Origin of the sequence: Synechococcus sp. CS-1332 (genome assembly GCF_025127995.1) — a bacterium.
In the GTDB taxonomy this organism is placed as follows: domain Bacteria; phylum Cyanobacteriota; class Cyanobacteriia; order PCC-6307; family Cyanobiaceae; genus Cyanobium.
Genome location: NZ_JAHLYP010000056.1, coordinates 84,228 through 99,524 on the forward strand (window position 1 = coordinate 84,228; position 15,297 = coordinate 99,524).

At 59.0% G+C, this 15,297-nt stretch carries 16 protein-coding genes; 15 read left to right on the forward strand and 1 reads right to left on the reverse strand.

Going from position 1 to position 15,297, the window contains the following annotated elements; genetic code table 11:
* Positions 1-40 precede the first annotated feature (40 nt).
* Positions 41-718 (forward strand): precorrin-8X methylmutase, encoded by a 678-nt coding sequence (locus KQ305_RS15130; RefSeq protein ID WP_259726223.1) that lies wholly within the window; start codon positions 41-43, stop codon positions 716-718.
* Here KQ305_RS15130 and mutS read toward each other — a convergent pair.
* Entirely contained in the window at positions 694-3,450 is a 2,757-nt protein-coding gene (gene mutS / locus KQ305_RS15135; protein ID WP_259726260.1) for a DNA mismatch repair protein MutS, read from the reverse strand. The genes KQ305_RS15130 and mutS overlap by 25 nt on opposite strands.
* Before the next feature lie 131 nt (positions 3,451-3,581).
* On the opposite strand from mutS, the gene ribH reads away from it, so the two are divergent.
* The 14 genes from ribH to KQ305_RS15205 all read left to right on the forward strand — a co-directional run bounded on the left by ribH (position 3,582) and on the right by KQ305_RS15205 (position 15,292).
* Positions 3,582-4,070: a 6,7-dimethyl-8-ribityllumazine synthase gene (gene ribH / locus KQ305_RS15140; RefSeq protein ID WP_259726224.1), complete on the forward strand. Its 489-nt coding sequence runs from the start codon at positions 3,582-3,584 to the stop codon at positions 4,068-4,070.
* Positions 4,067-4,975, forward strand: coding sequence for a glucose-1-phosphate thymidylyltransferase RfbA (gene rfbA, locus KQ305_RS15145; RefSeq protein WP_259726225.1), 909 nt, complete (start codon positions 4,067-4,069; stop codon positions 4,973-4,975). The genes ribH and rfbA overlap by 4 nt, the downstream gene beginning before the upstream one ends.
* A complete protein-coding gene (gene rfbC, locus KQ305_RS15150) occupies positions 4,972-5,571 on the forward strand; it encodes a dTDP-4-dehydrorhamnose 3,5-epimerase (RefSeq protein WP_259726226.1) in 600 nt (199 codons plus the stop codon). The genes rfbA and rfbC overlap by 4 nt, the downstream gene beginning before the upstream one ends.
* Positions 5,572-5,656: 85 nt before the next feature.
* Positions 5,657-5,845, forward strand: coding sequence for a photosystem II reaction center protein PsbZ (gene psbZ, locus KQ305_RS15155; RefSeq protein ID WP_094584244.1), 189 nt, complete (start codon positions 5,657-5,659; stop codon positions 5,843-5,845).
* 53 nt (positions 5,846-5,898) lie between these two features.
* Positions 5,899-6,717 carry an ABC transporter permease gene (locus KQ305_RS15160; RefSeq protein ID WP_259726227.1) on the forward strand — a complete coding sequence of 273 codons (819 nt, stop codon included), beginning with the start codon at positions 5,899-5,901 and terminating at the stop codon, positions 6,715-6,717.
* Positions 6,714-8,000, forward strand: coding sequence for an ABC transporter ATP-binding protein (locus KQ305_RS15165; protein ID WP_259726228.1), 1,287 nt, complete (start codon positions 6,714-6,716; stop codon positions 7,998-8,000). Before KQ305_RS15160 ends, KQ305_RS15165 begins: the two co-directional genes overlap by 4 nt.
* Complete coding sequence (locus KQ305_RS15170; protein ID WP_259726230.1) at positions 8,001-8,861, forward strand: TylF/MycF family methyltransferase; 861 nt, start codon at positions 8,001-8,003, stop codon at positions 8,859-8,861.
* On the forward strand, positions 8,858-9,670 hold the full coding sequence (locus tag KQ305_RS15175; protein WP_259726231.1) for a bifunctional 2-polyprenyl-6-hydroxyphenol methylase/3-demethylubiquinol 3-O-methyltransferase UbiG: 813 nt from the start codon (positions 8,858-8,860) through the stop codon (positions 9,668-9,670). The genes KQ305_RS15170 and KQ305_RS15175 overlap by 4 nt, the downstream gene beginning before the upstream one ends.
* A 3-nt stretch (positions 9,671-9,673) precedes the next feature.
* Positions 9,674-10,588, forward strand: a complete 915-nt coding sequence (locus KQ305_RS15180; protein ID WP_259726232.1) for a glycosyltransferase family 2 protein — start codon at positions 9,674-9,676, stop codon at positions 10,586-10,588.
* Positions 10,589-10,906: 318 nt separating this feature from the next.
* Positions 10,907-11,668, forward strand: coding sequence for an FkbM family methyltransferase (locus tag KQ305_RS15185; protein ID WP_259726233.1), 762 nt, complete (start codon positions 10,907-10,909; stop codon positions 11,666-11,668).
* 83 nt (positions 11,669-11,751) lie between these two features.
* Positions 11,752-12,558: an FkbM family methyltransferase gene (locus KQ305_RS15190; RefSeq protein ID WP_259726234.1), complete on the forward strand. Its 807-nt coding sequence runs from the start codon at positions 11,752-11,754 to the stop codon at positions 12,556-12,558.
* 11 nt (positions 12,559-12,569) lie between these two features.
* Positions 12,570-13,574: a glycosyltransferase gene (locus KQ305_RS15195; protein ID WP_259726261.1), complete on the forward strand. Its 1,005-nt coding sequence runs from the start codon at positions 12,570-12,572 to the stop codon at positions 13,572-13,574.
* Entirely contained in the window at positions 13,571-14,515 is a 945-nt protein-coding gene (locus KQ305_RS15200; protein ID WP_259726235.1) for an NAD-dependent epimerase/dehydratase family protein, read from the forward strand. Before KQ305_RS15195 ends, KQ305_RS15200 begins: the two co-directional genes overlap by 4 nt.
* 30 nt (positions 14,516-14,545) lie before the next feature.
* Positions 14,546-15,292: a CmcI family methyltransferase gene (locus KQ305_RS15205; RefSeq protein ID WP_259726236.1), complete on the forward strand. Its 747-nt coding sequence runs from the start codon at positions 14,546-14,548 to the stop codon at positions 15,290-15,292.
* Positions 15,293-15,297 lie beyond the last annotated feature (5 nt).

A 15,297-nucleotide genomic window follows, 5' to 3' on the forward strand; every position in this document is an offset into this window, starting at 1 on the left:
GGCGTCCCGTAGCCTCCCCGCATCCCCTCCGGGTACCCACATGGCGAGCCAGGCGAGCAACAGCGTCGAGGCCTCGCTGGATCACCCGATCTTCCAGGAGAGCGTGCGGCGCATCCGGGCCTGGCTGGGCTCGACAGGGCTGGAGGGGGTGGAGCAGGAGGTTCTGGAGCGCCTGGTGCACAGCAGCGGCGACCTGGGCCTGGCGCCGGATCTGCGCCTCGGCCCCGGGGCTTGCGCCGCCGGCCTCAAAGCCCTGGCGGCCGGCGCGCCGATCCTCACCGACACGGCGATGGCCGCGGCGGCCGTGGCCCCCATGGCCCGGCGCACCTTCGACAATCCGGTGCATTCGGTGCTGACCTGGGCGCCGGCCGTGGCTCCCGCCGGTGGCACCCGGGCGGCGGCGGGCATGGAGCGGGCGCTGCTGGAGCACCCGGGGGCGGTGGTGCTGGTGGGCAGTGCCCCCACGGCCCTGGAGCGTCTGCTGGAGCTGGTCGAGGCCGGAACCATCGTCGCCCCGGCCCTGGTGATCGGCATGCCGGTGGGGTTCGTGGGGGTGGCCGAGAGCAAGCGCCATCTGGCCGCCAGCGCCCTCCCCCAGATCCGGCTGGAGGGCAGCAAGGGCGGTGCCGGCCTGGTGGGCGCCGCCGCCAATGCCTTGTTGCGCCGGGCCTGGCTGGATCAGGCGGCCCAGGATCAGGCGGCTCTCGATCCCCCCTGAAGACCCACCGCCACATGGCTGTTGGCCTCGATGCGGCCCAGCACCTGGCGGGCCCGCAGCACCACCGAGGCGGGCACCCCGGCGAGCCGGGCCGCTTCGATGCCGTAGCTGCGGCTGGCACCGCCCCGGCAGACCCGGTGCAGGAAGACCAGGTCGTTGCCGGTTTCCTCCACCAGGACCTGGGCATTGCCCACGTTGGGCAGCAGCTCGGCGAGCTCGTTGAGCTCGTGGTAATGGGTGGCGAAGATGGTGCGTGCGCCGATGCCGTCGGCCAGGTGCTCGGCGACGGCCCAGGCGATCGAGAGGCCGTCGAAGGTGGCCGTGCCCCGGCCGATCTCATCGAGCAGCACCAGGGACCGGGGGCTGGCGTGGTGAAGGATGTTGGCCGTTTCGGCCATCTCCACCATGAAGGTGGACTGGCCGCTGGCCAGGTCGTCCACGGCTCCCACTCGGGTGAAGATGCGGTCGGCGATGCCGAGCCGGGCGGAGCGTGCCGGGATCCAGCTGCCGATCTGGGCCATCAGCTGCAGCAGTCCGCTCTGGCGCAGATAGCAGCTCTTGCCGCTGGCATTCGGCCCGGTGAGCACGATCAGATCCGGTGCCGGGTCGCCCAGTTGCAGGTCGTTGGGGGTGAAGGACGCGTCGACCAGCAGCTGCTCCACCACCGGATGCCGCCCCGCCTCGATCACGAGCTCGCGCCCCTGGCTGAGCTCGGGCCGGCAGTAGCCGCCGGTGGCCGCCACCTCCGCCAGGGAGGCCAGGGCATCGAGTTCCGCCACCCGCCGGGCGGCCGCCCGCACGGGCTCTGCCGCTTCCCCAACGCTGCGGCGCAGCTCGCAGAACAGGTCGTACTCCCGCTGGCAGGTGCGGGCGCGCAGCTGCAGGATCCGGCCTTCGCGGCCCTTGAGCTCGGGGGTGACGAAGCGTTCTTCGTTGGCCAGGGTCTGGCGGCGGATCCAGTGCTCTGGCACCGCGGCGGCCCGGGCCCGGCTCACGGCCAGGAAGTAGCCGAAGCTGCGGTGGTACTGGAGGCGCAGGTTGGGGTTGCCGCTGGCCCGCCGTTCGATCGCCTCCTGCCGGGAGAGCCAGGCCTCCTGGTCGTCGAGCTGGTTGCGCAGGCCGTCGAGCACCGGGTCGACGCCGTCATGGAGCAGGCCGCCCTCGCTCAGCGACAGGGGCGGCATCTCCACCAGGTGGTGGCGCACCTGCTCGGCCAGGACGGCCAGCTCGGGCCAGGGACCCTTGAGGGCCGCCAGGGGGCCGCTGCGGCAGGAGGCCACTAGGGCCGCCAGGCGGGGCAGGCGCTCGAGGCCATCGGCGAGGGCCACCAGGTCGCGGGCGGAGGCACTGCCGGCGCCGGCCCGGCCCGCCAGGCGCTCCAGATCTCCCATGGGCCGCAGCAGCCGGCGCAGACCCAGCCGCAGGGGCCGCTGCTCCACCAGCTCGCTTACCGCCTCCTGGCGCTCCAGGATCGCCGGCAGGTCCACCAGGGGGGCTTCGATCCAGCGCCGCAGGCAGCGGCCGCCCATGGCGGTGGCGGTGCGGTCGAGGGCCCAGAGCAGGGAGCCCTGCAGGGAGCCGCCCAGCTGGGTGCGGGTGAGTTCCAGGTTGCGGCGGGTCTGGGCGTCGAGCACCAGCTGGTCGCCGGCGTGCCAGAGCCGGGGCCTCTCCAGGGGGATCGCGGTGCCGGCCACCTCCGCCGATGGAGACGGATCAGCTACCGGTTGGGTCGTGTCCAGGTAGGCCAGCAGGCCCCCGGCGGCCCGCAGCGCCAGGGGCGCTTCCCCCAGCCCCAGGCCATCGAGGCTGGCCAGTCGGAAACGGCGGCGCAGCAGGGCGGCGGCTTCGGTGGTTTCAAAGGGGGTGCGGGCCAGGGGGGTGAGCCGCAAACCCTCAGGGCACCAGGGGCGCGCCTCCCCCTGGCCGGGCCAGACCACCTCGGCCGGCTCCAGCTGCAGCAGCTCCTGGTGCAGGCTGCCGCTGCCGTCCCGTTCGGTCAGCCGGAACTCACCGGTGCTGACATCGGCGACGGCCAGGCCCCAGCGGCCGGCGTGGCTGCCGTCCCCGTCGAGCACCACGGCGCAGAGCCAGTTGTTGCGGCGGGCCGCCAGCATCCCCTCCTCCAGCACCGTGCCGGGGGTCAGCACCCGGGTGATGCCCCGGCGCAGCAGGGCCCCCTTGGCGGGGGTGGCCTCCAGCTGGTCGCACAGCGCCACGCTGAGGCCGCGGCGCACCAGGTCGGCGCAGTAGCGCTCGGCAGCGTGGTGGGGGATGCCCGCCATCGGCACCCGGCCCAGGGCCTTGCCGGCGTCCTTGCCCGTGAGGGTGAGCTCCAGCAGGCGCGAGAGCAGGATCGCGTCCTCGAAGAAGAATTCGAAGAAGTCGCCGAGGCGGTAGAGCAACACCCGATCCGGATGGGCCGCCTTCAGCTCCACGTAGTGGCGCAGCACCGGGGTGAGCGCCGCCGGGTCCACCAGGGAATGGTGGTGCCAGCGGGGCAGGTCGTCCTCAGGCTCCGGGCTGCCGCCCTTGGCGGGCTCCGGTTCCGGCTTCGGGGTCGCCGGCCGCCGCCGAGCCCGGGGCCGGGCGCTGGCATCGGCGAGCAGGGTCTGGTCATCCAAGCCACCTTCGCCCTCGCCTTCGGGCGCCGGAGCCACGTCACCCCCGAACAGGTCGCCCTGCAGTCCGGAGTCGTCCGCGAGCGGGAGCTGCTGCTGCACTTCCCTGGCCATGGGCCCGCCGCCTGGAGCGCCCCGATCGTAGGGGGCCTGCCAGGGAGATCCCCCTGGAGACGCCCCGACGCTGGCGGAGGAGGCCCTGATGCTGCTCAACTGGGTCGTGAGCTTCTGCGTGGTCTGATCCCTTGACGGTTTTCGAAGGCCGCTTCACCGATGTCGCCGATCTGCGGATCGGCCTGGTGATCGCCCGCTTCAACGATCTGGTGACCGGCAAGCTGCTGAGCGGCTGCCTCGATTCCCTTTCCCGCCATGGCATTGATGTGAGCCCCGGGAGCAGCCAGCTCGACGTGGCCTGGGTGCCGGGCAGTTTCGAGATCCCCCTTGTGGCCCAGCGGCTGGCCGCCAGCGGCCGCTACCAGGTGGTGATCACCCTGGGGGCGGTGATCCGCGGCGACACGCCCCACTTCGACGTGGTTGTGGCCGAGGTGAGTAAGGGCGTGGCCGCCGTGGCCCGCGACACCGGTGTTCCGGTGATCTTCGGGGTGCTCACCACCGACACCCTGCAACAGGCCCTGGAGCGGGCCGGCATCAAGAGCAACCTGGGCTGGAGCTACGGCCTCCAGGCCCTGGAGATGGGCAGCCTGATGGCGGCCCTGCCCAAGCAACAGCCATGAACCGCAAGGGACTCATCCTGGCGGGGGGCAGCGGCACGCGCCTGGCCCCCCTCACCACCGCCGTCAGCAAGCAGCTGGTGCCGGTGTATGACAAGCCGATGGTCTACTACCCGCTCAGCACGTTGATGCTGGCGGGCATCCGCGAGGTGCTGGTGATCACCACCCCCACCGACCAGCCCGCCTTCGAGCGCTTGCTGGGGGACGGCTCGGCCTGGGGCATGGTGATCCGCTACGCGGTTCAGCCCAGCCCCGACGGCCTGGCCCAGGCGTTCCTGATCGGTGCCGATTTCCTCGCTGGCGCCCCGGCGGCCCTGGTTCTGGGCGACAACCTGTTCCATGGCCACGACCTGATCCCCCAGCTGCAGGGGGCTAACGGCGAGTGGCCGGGGGCGACGGTGTTTGCCTACCCGGTGAGCGACCCGGAGCGCTACGGGGTGGTGGAGTTCAGCGGCGAGGGCCGGGTGCTGAGCATCGAGGAGAAGCCAGCCCAGCCGCGCAGCCGCTACGCCGTGACGGGCCTGTACTTCTACGACCACACGGTGGTGGAGCGGGCCCGCCAGGTGCGCCCGTCGCCGCGGGGCGAACTGGAGATCACCGACCTCAACCAGCTCTACCTCGATGAGGGCCTGCTGCGGGTGGAGCTGATGGGTCGCGGCATGGCCTGGCTGGACACCGGCACCCCCGATTCCCTGCACGAGGCCGCCAGCTACATCCGCACCCTGGAAAAACGCCAGGGCCTCAAGGTGGGCTGCCCCGAGGAGGTGGCCTGGCGCCTGGGCTGGATCGACCACGGCCAGCTGGAGCGCCTGGCCCTGCCCTTGAAGAAATCCGGCTACGGCGACTACCTGCTGCGCCTGCTGCAGGAGGCCGCCAGCGACCACCTGGCCCTGGAGCCCCAGCGATGAACGTGCAGTTCCTGCCCATCGAAGGCCCCCTGCTGCTCACCCCGGCGGTGTACGCCGATGAGCGCGGCTGGTTCAGCGAGAGCTGGAACCGGCGCCGCTTCGCCGATGCCCTCGGAAAGGCGGACGCCGACGCCCCGGAGTTCGTGCAGGACAACCACTCCCGCTCCCTGCAGGGGGTGTTGCGGGGCCTGCATTTCCAGCGGCAGCCTCACGCCCAGGGCAAGCTCGTGCGCTGCACGCTCGGGGAGGTGTTCGATGTGGCCGTCGACCTGCGCCAGGACTCCGCCACCCTGGGCCACTGGGTGGGCGAGCGGCTCAGCGCCGAGAACCAGCACCAGTTGTGGGTGCCGGTGGGCTTCGCCCATGGCTTCCTCACCCTCAGCGCGGTGGCCGAGGTGCAGTACAAGACCGCCGGCTACTGGAGCCGGGAGTGCGAGCGCTCCCTGGCCTGGAACGACCCGGCGATCGGCATCGACTGGCCCCTGGGGGAGCTGCCGGACCCGCACCAACCCCTGCTGGCCCCCAAGGACGCCGCCGCCCCCAGCCTCGGGGCCCTGGCGGCGGCCGGGGATCTGTTCGCGCCCGACAACGTGTGACGGATGGCTCCGGCGACGGGCCGGGTCCCGCTCTGCATGGCAGGATCACCCACGCTGCCGATCCGGCCTCGAGCCTTCCTGCCCCATGCAGATCCTCAATACCCTCACCGTTCTGGCCCTGGTGGTGATGTCCTTCGCCCTGATCGTGGCGGTGCCGGTGCTGTACGCGAGCACCGAGGACAGCGGCCGCTCCAACCGCCTGATCCTGATCGGCGGTGCCGCCTGGGTGGCCCTGGTGCTGGTGAACTGGGGCATGAGCCTGCTGGTGGTCTGAGGTCGACAGGGTGGCGGCATGACAGCCTGCCCAGACCGCCCTAGCCTCGCTGTATGAGCGTCACTCGCATTCAGCCCAAGCGTCGCTTTTCATTCTTTGAGTGGAAGGAGATCTTTGAGTATCGCGATCTCCTGTATTTCTTGTCTCTGCGCGACATCAAGCTGCGTTACAAGCAGACGAGTCTGGGTGTGGTCTGGGTGATCCTGCAGCCGCTGGTGCCGGCCATTATCTTCGCCGTGCTGTTCGGCAACTTCGCCCGTCTTCCCAGTGATGGGCAGCCATATCTGCTAGTGGTTTTCACCGGTTTGGTCCCTTGGAGTCTTTTCAATAACATTGTCGGTCGTGCAGGTGTCAGCCTAGTTGGCAACGCCAACCTCATGTCCAAAATCTACTTTCCAAGAATCATCATTCCTTTAGCGGCTATTTCCTCGGTGGTGGTTGATTGCATGGTTGGGATGGTTGTACTAGCAGTTCTTATGGCCATTTTTGGTACCGTAATTGGCTGGCACCTGCTTTTTGCCCCATTATTCATTCTTTCAGCATTTATGATGGGCCTAGGAGTCACGCTGGTTGTATCTTCCCTGAACGTCTATAGCCGTGATTTTGGATATGCCGTTCCTTTCGTTTTGCAAGCATGGAACTACTTGACTCCTGTGGTGTATTCTTCGGAGTTGATTCCAAAGAGATGGATCTTTTTGTATTCGCTTAACCCTACGGTTGGGCTTGTGGAAGGTTTTCGTTGGTCAATTTTGGGAACTCAATCCTTGAACTCTACTATGTTGGTCAGTATGATCGTAGGTGTTGGAGTCTCTCTAGCTAGTGGCATGATGGTGTTTCAAAGAATTGAAAGAGGATTCGCGGATATTGTATGAGCTCTTTCAATGACAAACCGTCAGATTTAGCCATCCAGGTTCATTCCATAAGTAAGTCATATCAAATTAATCATCTGCGCAGTCAGCCGGATGACGATGATAGTCATAGACGCTCAAAGCGTTGGCCTTGGATCAGGTCACCACAAAAGCTCAGACATGAGACCTTTTGGGCATTGCGAGATGTAAGTTTCGATGTACCTCGTGGTCAAGTTCTTGGGGTGATTGGTCGTAATGGAGCTGGTAAGAGTACATTTCTGAAAATACTTTCGCGAATCACTGAACCAACAACAGGTCTTGCTGAAATTAGTGGGCGCGTGGGTTCTTTGCTAGAAGTCGGTACAGGCTTTCACCCTGAGTTGACTGGCCGTGAAAATATATATTTAAATGGAACTCTATTGGGTATGCGACGACGTCAAATCGATGATATTTTTGATGAAATTGTTGCCTTTGCTGAAGTTGATCGCTTCATCGACACCCCTGTTAAGCGCTACTCCAGTGGAATGTACGTAAGGCTTGCCTTTGCTGTCGCCGCCAATCTGGAGCCGGAGGTATTGATTATTGATGAGGTCCTTTCCGTTGGTGATGCCGAGTTCCAGAAAAAATGCTTAGGGCGTATGCAGTCGTTGGGAGAGAAGGGAAGAACGGTTATCTTTGTTAGCCATAATATGGATGCGGTTACTACACTATGTGATCGAGCTATTATCTTTGAATCTGGACGGATCTTCTTTGATGGCTCAGCAAGTGAGGCCGCCGACACTTATTTTCAACTTCTTTCTCAACAGAAAAAAGGAGATCTCGAGTACATTGAAAGAGGTGGGACATTCCCGTCTACTTTACGACGGGTCGAAAGCCGTTATGTCCCAAATAGCATGCCTAAGCCGCAATCTAATGGGTCGGTTGAAATCTTCATCGAGGGCATCCTGCCTCTTAGTGCAGTTGCAAGTAGCAAGTATTTGACACTTGCTATTGGAGTTAATCAAGAATCTGGAGCTAGAATTGGAACATATCTGGCTTCCCAGTCAGATGAGCCTATCCAAATCGTTGATGGCTGTTTTAGTTATTCTTTCTTGATAAGCACCCTTTCACTTGTTCCAGGAAAGTACTATCTGGACGTTTCTTTAATCAATCGTGGGGAAACGCTGGACTCCGTTCAGAAATGTGCCTCATTTCGTGTGCCCCCTTCAGAGCAGCAGCATTTTCAGATTTCCGACCCTAGCTGGGGTCCAGTACGCTTTTCCTGCGTGGGCTACAATTGCAATCCATTGCCTCCGCGGACTTCCTAGATGGCAGATGAATCGTCTCTGCATGACCATGCCGTCATTGCGTATATAGAACTCTTAAAAAAGACACTGCTCAACACCATATACGAAGATCCAATTATTCAACAGGTCGCCATGCCACGGTGGAAGAGCCGATTGGTGAAGCGTCTTTTGGGGGATGAAACGCAAGTGTTCAGAATTGAGCATTTTGACGTTGAGAAGAGGCAGGGCGGTCTTGATTGGCCGGCAGTAGCCCACTCGATGATTGGAGTCAAACGGATGAATAATCTTTATGAATGTCTCTCACAGGTGATTAGAGATGATGTCCCTGGCGATTTTATTGAAACAGGGGTATGGCGAGGAGGAGCCAGTATCTTTGCCAAGGGTGTCTTTAATGTCTTGGGCCAGCATTCGCGTCGCGTTTGGGTTGCGGATTCGTTTGAAGGACTGCCTAAGCCAAACCCTGACGACTATCCGGAAGATGCCAATGATGAGCACTATAAACTTGATTTCTTAAAGGTAGGTCTCGAGGATGTAAAAGCTAACTTTTCTAAGTATGATCTCTTGGATGATCAAGTCTGCTTTGTTAAGGGATGGTTTAAAGATACCCTGCCTAGTCTCCCTATTCAGTCTATTTCTGTATTGAGACTTGACGGAGACATGTATGAATCCACCATTGTCGCATTGGAGTCCCTGTATCATAAGCTTAGTCACCTTGGCTACATCATCATTGATGACTACTGTATTCGCTCGTGTGCTCAAGCCGTAGCAGACTTCCGTAAAGAGCATTCTATTCTTGAGCCAATTCAAGAAATTGATGGAATTGGCATTTTTTGGAGGAAGGGCACTGGAGAGGAGGACGCATTGAAGCTGGCAGGGTCATGACAGGCGGCAGTATGTTTCGTCGTCCAGTAGCTACTTATGGCATGGACTCCGAATCAGTCGGACGAATATTGCTTGATCCTGCCAACCCTCTTTGCTTGATAAGCGAAGGCATCAAGAGTGGAACTACTGTATTAGACGTAGGTGCCGGTAACGGTGTCTTGGCTCAGCTCTTCTTGGCAAGAGGTATTTCACTCTGTATTGATGGTGTTGAACCCTCGGCTGATGCTGTGAGTCTCGCGTCATGTCACTATCGGCATCTTCATCATGGCGCTCTGGCTGAAGTGATGGAGCATTTATCGCCCACTACTTATGATCATGTTGTTCTCGCAGATGTGATTGAGCATACTGTGGACCCAAGTGAAACGCTTTCTTTGGCTAGTGCTTTACTTGGAGCTGATGGACGCATTTGGATTAGTCTCCCTAATGTTGCTTTCGCGCCCATTCGTGCTGAGCTACTTCATGGGAGCTGGACTTATTCAGACTGGGGCATTTTGGAGAGGAGTCATCTGAGATTCTTCACAAAGGCTAGCCTGAAGCGACTCATTTCCGATGCAGGCCTTGAAATTGAAACGATATATCATTTAGGACGCAGTCCTTTTTGCATGGAAAAGAAGCTGCAGGACTACCCTTTAAATATGCTTACACTCTTGCAGATGAAAGCTGATCCCTTGGCATTTACATACCAATTCCTGGCTATATGCAGAGTTCAGTCAAAGACCGGCTTAAGCGAGATGACGGAGAAGTGGATAGATGTCGATCGGAGGCTTTTGCGAAAATACTATTCTCTTAGAAGTCGTATCAACTTCTAAGTGATGCCACTGATTTCAATCTGTGTCCCGACATATCGAAACCAAGTCAGTCTGGAGAGGTTGTTGGTATCAATTGCCGATCAAGACTTCCTTGACTATGAGCTCATTATTGCCGACGATACACCCAGCGCTGTACTCAAGTCAGTTGTTGCTCCTTTTTCACATCTTCCTGGATTCCAGTATCTACATAACGCCAATCGACTCGGATCGCCAGCGAACTGGAATTACTGCCTGTCTCTATCCCAGGGCGATTGGATAAAAATGATGCATCATGATGACTGGTTTGCGACTTCGTCTAGCCTTTCGTATTTTGCCGAGGCTGCGCTAGAAGCCAGCGGTAGTCCATTGATATTTAGTAGCTGCCATGCCTATCGAGGTGGCACTGATTATGAGTTCACCCATGCTCCCTTTGGAGAACACAGAGGATCTGTTCTGCTCGATCGGCAGCATGTGTACCAGATGCTATTTGCAAATCGGATTGGTTGCCCGAGTGTGACGCTTTTTCGGCGCGTTGCCATGAAGGGATTTGACCAGCACCTAGTATGGCTCGTTGACGTGGAAGCGTACATCGGGCTGATTCAAGCTGGAGGACTCGTGTACTTGCCGAAGCCGCTAGTCAATGTGACTTTTGGAGCTTCCACCCAGATCACAACTGCTGTTGAGAACGACCAGTCTTTGAAGCTGCGTGAAACAATGTATATCTACGATAAGTATGCGATGTACGATGGGTTTGAGATTACTGTTCGTTTGGGTCAGGACCTTCGTCTGCATAGTCTCGGTAGAATCTTCCAAGTACTCTTTGATGACGCTCTACCCTGCCGCCTTCGTTCTAGGGTAATCGCTTTCGTGGCTTACTTAATGGCACCCTTTTGTGCATATTGCCTTGGTTTGCGGAATAGGATACGTTGCGATTACTGATGAACCTTTGCCCCTTCCTTCCTAAGCGACTTGTGGCAATATGTAAAATCGCGCAAGTCGCGAAAGGATTCCTCGATCATCAACCCATCAGTCAGCGAGAATGGCGATTGTTTCCTGGCGGAGCGACGATGATCCCTGGGCTGTCGGTGGTCGGCTCTTGATGAAGTATTATTCCAATGGGTGGAAGTCAAGGGCTCAAGTGAATGTGATGCTGAGATGTGGCTTGGTGGTCAGACTCGTTGATAGTTCTTTCATATTCATAGGCTTCGTGATTCATCTCTTTGTTTCACACGCTATCCAATCAGATTCAGTTTAGTGATGGATCTCAACCAGTACTTGAGGGACGTACCCCCACATCTAGCGATCCTCCGCTTCCTTTTTAAGGATGTCCCCCTTAGGTCCATTCTTGATATTGGCTGTTGTGAAGGAGAAGATTCTCTGCGCTATCTTCGAGAGTTTCCACTGGCTGTAGTTCATGCATTTGAACCATATCCCAAAAATATTAGTAGGATCAAGAAGTTAATCGGAAGTGACTATCATCCAAGATTTAAACTAATTGAAGCAGCTGTTTCCGATGCCAATGGAATGGCAACCCTGAGTATATCCTCTGGGCAACCTCCAGAAGCGTCTGAATCTACAGGCTGGGACTATGGCAATAAGTCTAGTTCGCTTCTACCTCCAGCAGCATTGATGTTCCGGCACCATCCCTGGCTAAAATTCTCCAGGAATCTTCAAGTGCAGACCATTACACTTGACTATTTTGCCTTGGCTTATCGCATTGACAATATTGACTTTATGCATATTGATATTCAAGGAGCTGAGCTTAGGGCATTTTCGTCTGCCAAAAGCCTGCTGCGAAGAACAGGTGTGATCTGGGTAGAGGTATCGGATCATCAAATCTATAAAGACCAACCTAACTCTGAAGCCATTTCAGAATTCTTGAGTTCGCTCGGTTTTGTCCTAATACTCAAGTCAGTATCGGAAGGATTTGGTGACCATCTATATGTCAATCCAGGCTATTTCCACGTCTCTAGGCACGATCTTGTTGGGGATCCCCTTTTGAAGGAGCTTGGTGAATGAATGCTTTGCTTCGATCACGAAAGCCCCAAGTGACAGCCATAGTCTTGAGCCTTTTACGGAGGCTATTTAGGCTGCTTGAAACGATGGATATTCCTATCCACGATAAAACAACTGTGACGATGCTTTGTGCAAAATGGCTAGCATCTGATGGTGCGACGGATGCTGGTGTTCACTTGTTAGGGCCGGCGCTACCGTGGGCATTCAAGCTTCTTGCTACTTCAGGCTCTGCTGGGGGTATTCTGAAAGCTACTGCATCTCAATCAGGCGAAGATAGCATTGTCAAATATATCTTTTCGAATCGGGGAGTCTCTCGCCCTACATATTTAGATATTGGAGCTCATCATCCATTGGCCTTGAGCAATACTGCTATGCTTTATGCCACTGGATGTCGAGGCATCAACGTAGAGCCCAATCCCGATCTGATTGGCGAATTCTACATGCATAGGCCTGAAGACGTGAATCTTCAGATTGCCATTACTAGCTATTGTGGAAGCATTGATCTTTTGATTCCGGCTTCTTCCTCGACCCTTTCAACTGTTGAGCCTAGGCATCTCAACCCTGGTGACGATGTGCGAGTTGTGGCTGTGCGCTGCCTTACCCTCGACGCACTTCTTCATGAGTATTCTTACTCAAAAGGTCCCGACTTCTTGAGTTTAGATGTTGAGGGTCATGACTTGATGATTTTGGAGCAGTTTAAGCGGCTTGAACTCCTGCCAAAAGTAGTCTGCGTAGAAACAATCTCCTACTCAACTGTCGGAAGGGGATTGAAGCAGACAGACATCTTTGATTTGATGACAGGGCTTGGCTACTTTGTGTATGCTGACACCAATATAAATACCATTTTTGTCCAGCGTGACTTTTGGGCCCCCTCCAGCTCTGGGTCTATTTGACGTTATCCAAGATGACACGAGCTCCAAGGGTCTCAATCTTGCTTCCCGTTTATAACGGCATTTCATTCCTTAAGGCTGCTGTTGAAAGCGTGCTCTCGCAGACTTACTTCGACTACGAGCTTATCATTCTTGACGATGGCTCCACAGACGGATCTTCTTCGGTCTTGAGCACCCTGTCCGACTCGCGAATCCGCTTGATTCGCCAAGATAATATTGGCTTAGCGGCGACTCTAAACAGGGGCATTTCAGTGGCCCGCGGTACATACGTTGCCCGCCAAGACCAAGATGACCTATCTCATCCCGATCGCCTCGCCTTGCAGGTGGCCTACATGGATGCACATCAAGACTGTGTTCTGGTGGGTTCATGGGCCCAAATCATGGAGGTGGATCGTCTCGTGGAACGGTTTCACCGCCATCCTGTTGATGAGCCAACGTTGCGCTATCAATTGTTGTTCAACAACCCGTTTGTCCATAGCTCTGTTCTCCTGCGACGTTCCGCTTTGCAGCAGGTCGGTGGCTATACGACAGACCCTGCACGCCAGCCACCGGAAGACTATGAGCTGTGGTCCCGACTTTCTCGGATAGGTGCAGTCGCGAACCTTGATGAGATTCTGCTCGTCTATCGGGAGATTCCGGGAAGCATGTCCCGAATCGGCCCGTCCCCTTTCCGTAGTCGCCTGATCACGATCTGCGCGGAAAACATCGCTGCTGCAGCCGGCTTGTCCAGTGAAGACCCCTCTGTGCGTGCCATCGCCGCCCTCACCCATGGTGACACTTCGGAGCTGCAGCAATCCCCTGATTTCGGCCGCATGCAGGATGTCCTCCTGCTGGCCATCCAGAGTCTGGCCTCGGGCGAGGCGCTGACACCCCTCCGCCAGGATGCCATTGCCCGCATTCAGGCGATGAAGGCCAACTGGGTGTCGCGCAATACCCCTATCTACAACGTTCTTAATTCCGCTGGCCCTTTACGGAATATGGCCAAGCGGATCTGGCGTCTGGCAAAGCGGTTCATATGAGCGTGATCAAGACGATTGTCATCGGCGGTGCCGGCTTCATCGGTGCCCATGTCAGTCAAGCCCTGATCGACTCAGGACGGGACGTGACCATCGTGGGCCGGCGCCCCCCCGGAACCCACACGGCCTCCCTGGCTTGCACCTACTGCTGCGCCGATCTCGGCAACCGCGCCCAGATGCGGGAGATCCTCGAGCCGAGCTGCGAGGTGATCGACCTGGCCTACGCCACCGTCCCGAAGACCAGTTACGGCGATCCCGTCTTCGACTTGCTTGCGAATCTGCCTGGGAGCGTCGGATTGCTTGAGGAGGCGATGGCCGTGGGGGTCCGCCGTCTGCTGCTTGTTTCCTCCGGAGGCACGGTCTACGGCCCGCCCTGCGCCCTGCCCATGGCGGAATCCCACCCGACGGCTCCCATCAGTCCCTATGGCATCACCAAACTGACTATCGACCACTACGCCCTGATGTTTCATCACACCCGCGACCTGCCGGTGGTGGTGGTGCGGCCGGCCAACGCCTACGGCGTCCAGCAGCGTTCCCGGACCGGCCAGGGTTTCCTCGCCGCTGCCATCGACGCCATCCTTTCGGGCCGTGAGATCGAGATCTATGGCGAAGTGGGAACCATCCGCGATTACATCCACGTCAGCGATGTGGCCAGCGGCATCCTTGCGGCCCTGGACTTCGGGGGCGATGGTGAAATCTATAATCTTGGCACCGGCATCGGGGCCAGCAATCTCGATGTGATCGCCATGCTGCAGCCGTTGGCCGAAGCGGCCGGCCATACCATTCAGGTGCGCCATCTGCCCTCACGACGATTCGATGTGGAGGCCAATGTGCTGGATGCGAAGAAGCTTTCCTCTGCCTGCGGATGGCATCCGGATGTTTCTCTCCAGAGCGGTCTCGCGGAGATGTGGGATCATGCCCTGATGATGTCCTCCTCTACCTGAGGACACCCCCTGCCCGCCCGATTCACAACCATGGGACTCCTTACTCGGCTGCTGGATCGTCGTGGGTCCTCCGCCGAACGTTCGACCTCCCTGGATTCCTTCCTCAGCGCGACCAACCCCTCCCGCAATCCCGCCTGCGGGGAATTCGAGGTGGATGGCTGGGTCACCTCAGCGTTCGTGGCCCAGACGCTGGTTCCCGTGGTCGGCGTTCATCCCTTCCCCCTCCAGGAACTGATGCTGATGACGGCGACGGTCTGCCGTTTTCAGCCGTCCCTGATCTTTGAATGGGGCACCAATATCGGCAAGTCGGCGCGCATCTTTCATGAGATTGCCCAGTATTTCCATATCCGTACCACCATCCATTCCTGCGATCTTCCTGACGACGTCGATCATGTGGAACACCCCCACGCCCAGCGGGGCGCCATGGTGCGGGGCCTGGAGGGCGTCCAGCTCCACCAGGGCGACGGCCTGACCACATCCCTCGGCCTGTGGGAGCGGGCGGGGCGTCCCCCTTCCCCCCTGTTCTTCCTGGATGGCGACCACAGCCACGCCAGCGTCAGGCGGGAGATCGACGGGATCCTGGCGGCCGTCCCCGATCCGGTGCTGCTGCTCCACGACACCTTCCTCCAGTCCCCCGAATCCGGCTACAACGTCGGCCCCCGCCAGGCCGTTGAGGACTCCCTGTCCGCCCACCCCGGCCGCTTCCGGGCGGTGCATTCCGGCCTCAGCCTCCCTGGTATGACCCTGCTCTATTCCGCCGCCACGGCTGCGGCGTAGGTTCG

Coding starts and splice junctions, on each gene's coding strand:
- KQ305_RS15205 (WP_259726236.1), top strand. CDS start 14,546: ATGGGACTCCTTACTCGGCTGCTGGATCGTCGTGGGTCCTCCGCCGAA.
- KQ305_RS15165 (WP_259726228.1), top strand. CDS start 6,714: ATGAGCTCTTTCAATGACAAACCGTCAGATTTAGCCATCCAGGTTCAT.
- rfbC (WP_259726226.1), top strand. CDS start 4,972: ATGAACGTGCAGTTCCTGCCCATCGAAGGCCCCCTGCTGCTCACCCCG.
- KQ305_RS15190 (WP_259726234.1), top strand. CDS start 11,752: ATGGATATTCCTATCCACGATAAAACAACTGTGACGATGCTTTGTGCA.
- KQ305_RS15175 (WP_259726231.1), top strand. CDS start 8,858: ATGACAGGCGGCAGTATGTTTCGTCGTCCAGTAGCTACTTATGGCATG.
- mutS (WP_259726260.1), bottom strand. CDS start 3,450: ATGGCCAGGGAAGTGCAGCAGCAGCTCCCGCTCGCGGACGACTCCGGA.
- KQ305_RS15195 (WP_259726261.1), top strand. CDS start 12,570: ATGACACGAGCTCCAAGGGTCTCAATCTTGCTTCCCGTTTATAACGGC.
- KQ305_RS15185 (WP_259726233.1), top strand. CDS start 10,907: ATGGATCTCAACCAGTACTTGAGGGACGTACCCCCACATCTAGCGATC.
- KQ305_RS15180 (WP_259726232.1), top strand. CDS start 9,674: ATGCCACTGATTTCAATCTGTGTCCCGACATATCGAAACCAAGTCAGT.
- KQ305_RS15160 (WP_259726227.1), top strand. CDS start 5,899: ATGAGCGTCACTCGCATTCAGCCCAAGCGTCGCTTTTCATTCTTTGAG.
- KQ305_RS15130 (WP_259726223.1), top strand. CDS start 41: ATGGCGAGCCAGGCGAGCAACAGCGTCGAGGCCTCGCTGGATCACCCG.
- KQ305_RS15200 (WP_259726235.1), top strand. CDS start 13,571: ATGAGCGTGATCAAGACGATTGTCATCGGCGGTGCCGGCTTCATCGGT.
- KQ305_RS15170 (WP_259726230.1), top strand. CDS start 8,001: ATGGCAGATGAATCGTCTCTGCATGACCATGCCGTCATTGCGTATATA.
- rfbA (WP_259726225.1), top strand. CDS start 4,067: ATGAACCGCAAGGGACTCATCCTGGCGGGGGGCAGCGGCACGCGCCTG.
- psbZ (WP_094584244.1), top strand. CDS start 5,657: ATGCAGATCCTCAATACCCTCACCGTTCTGGCCCTGGTGGTGATGTCC.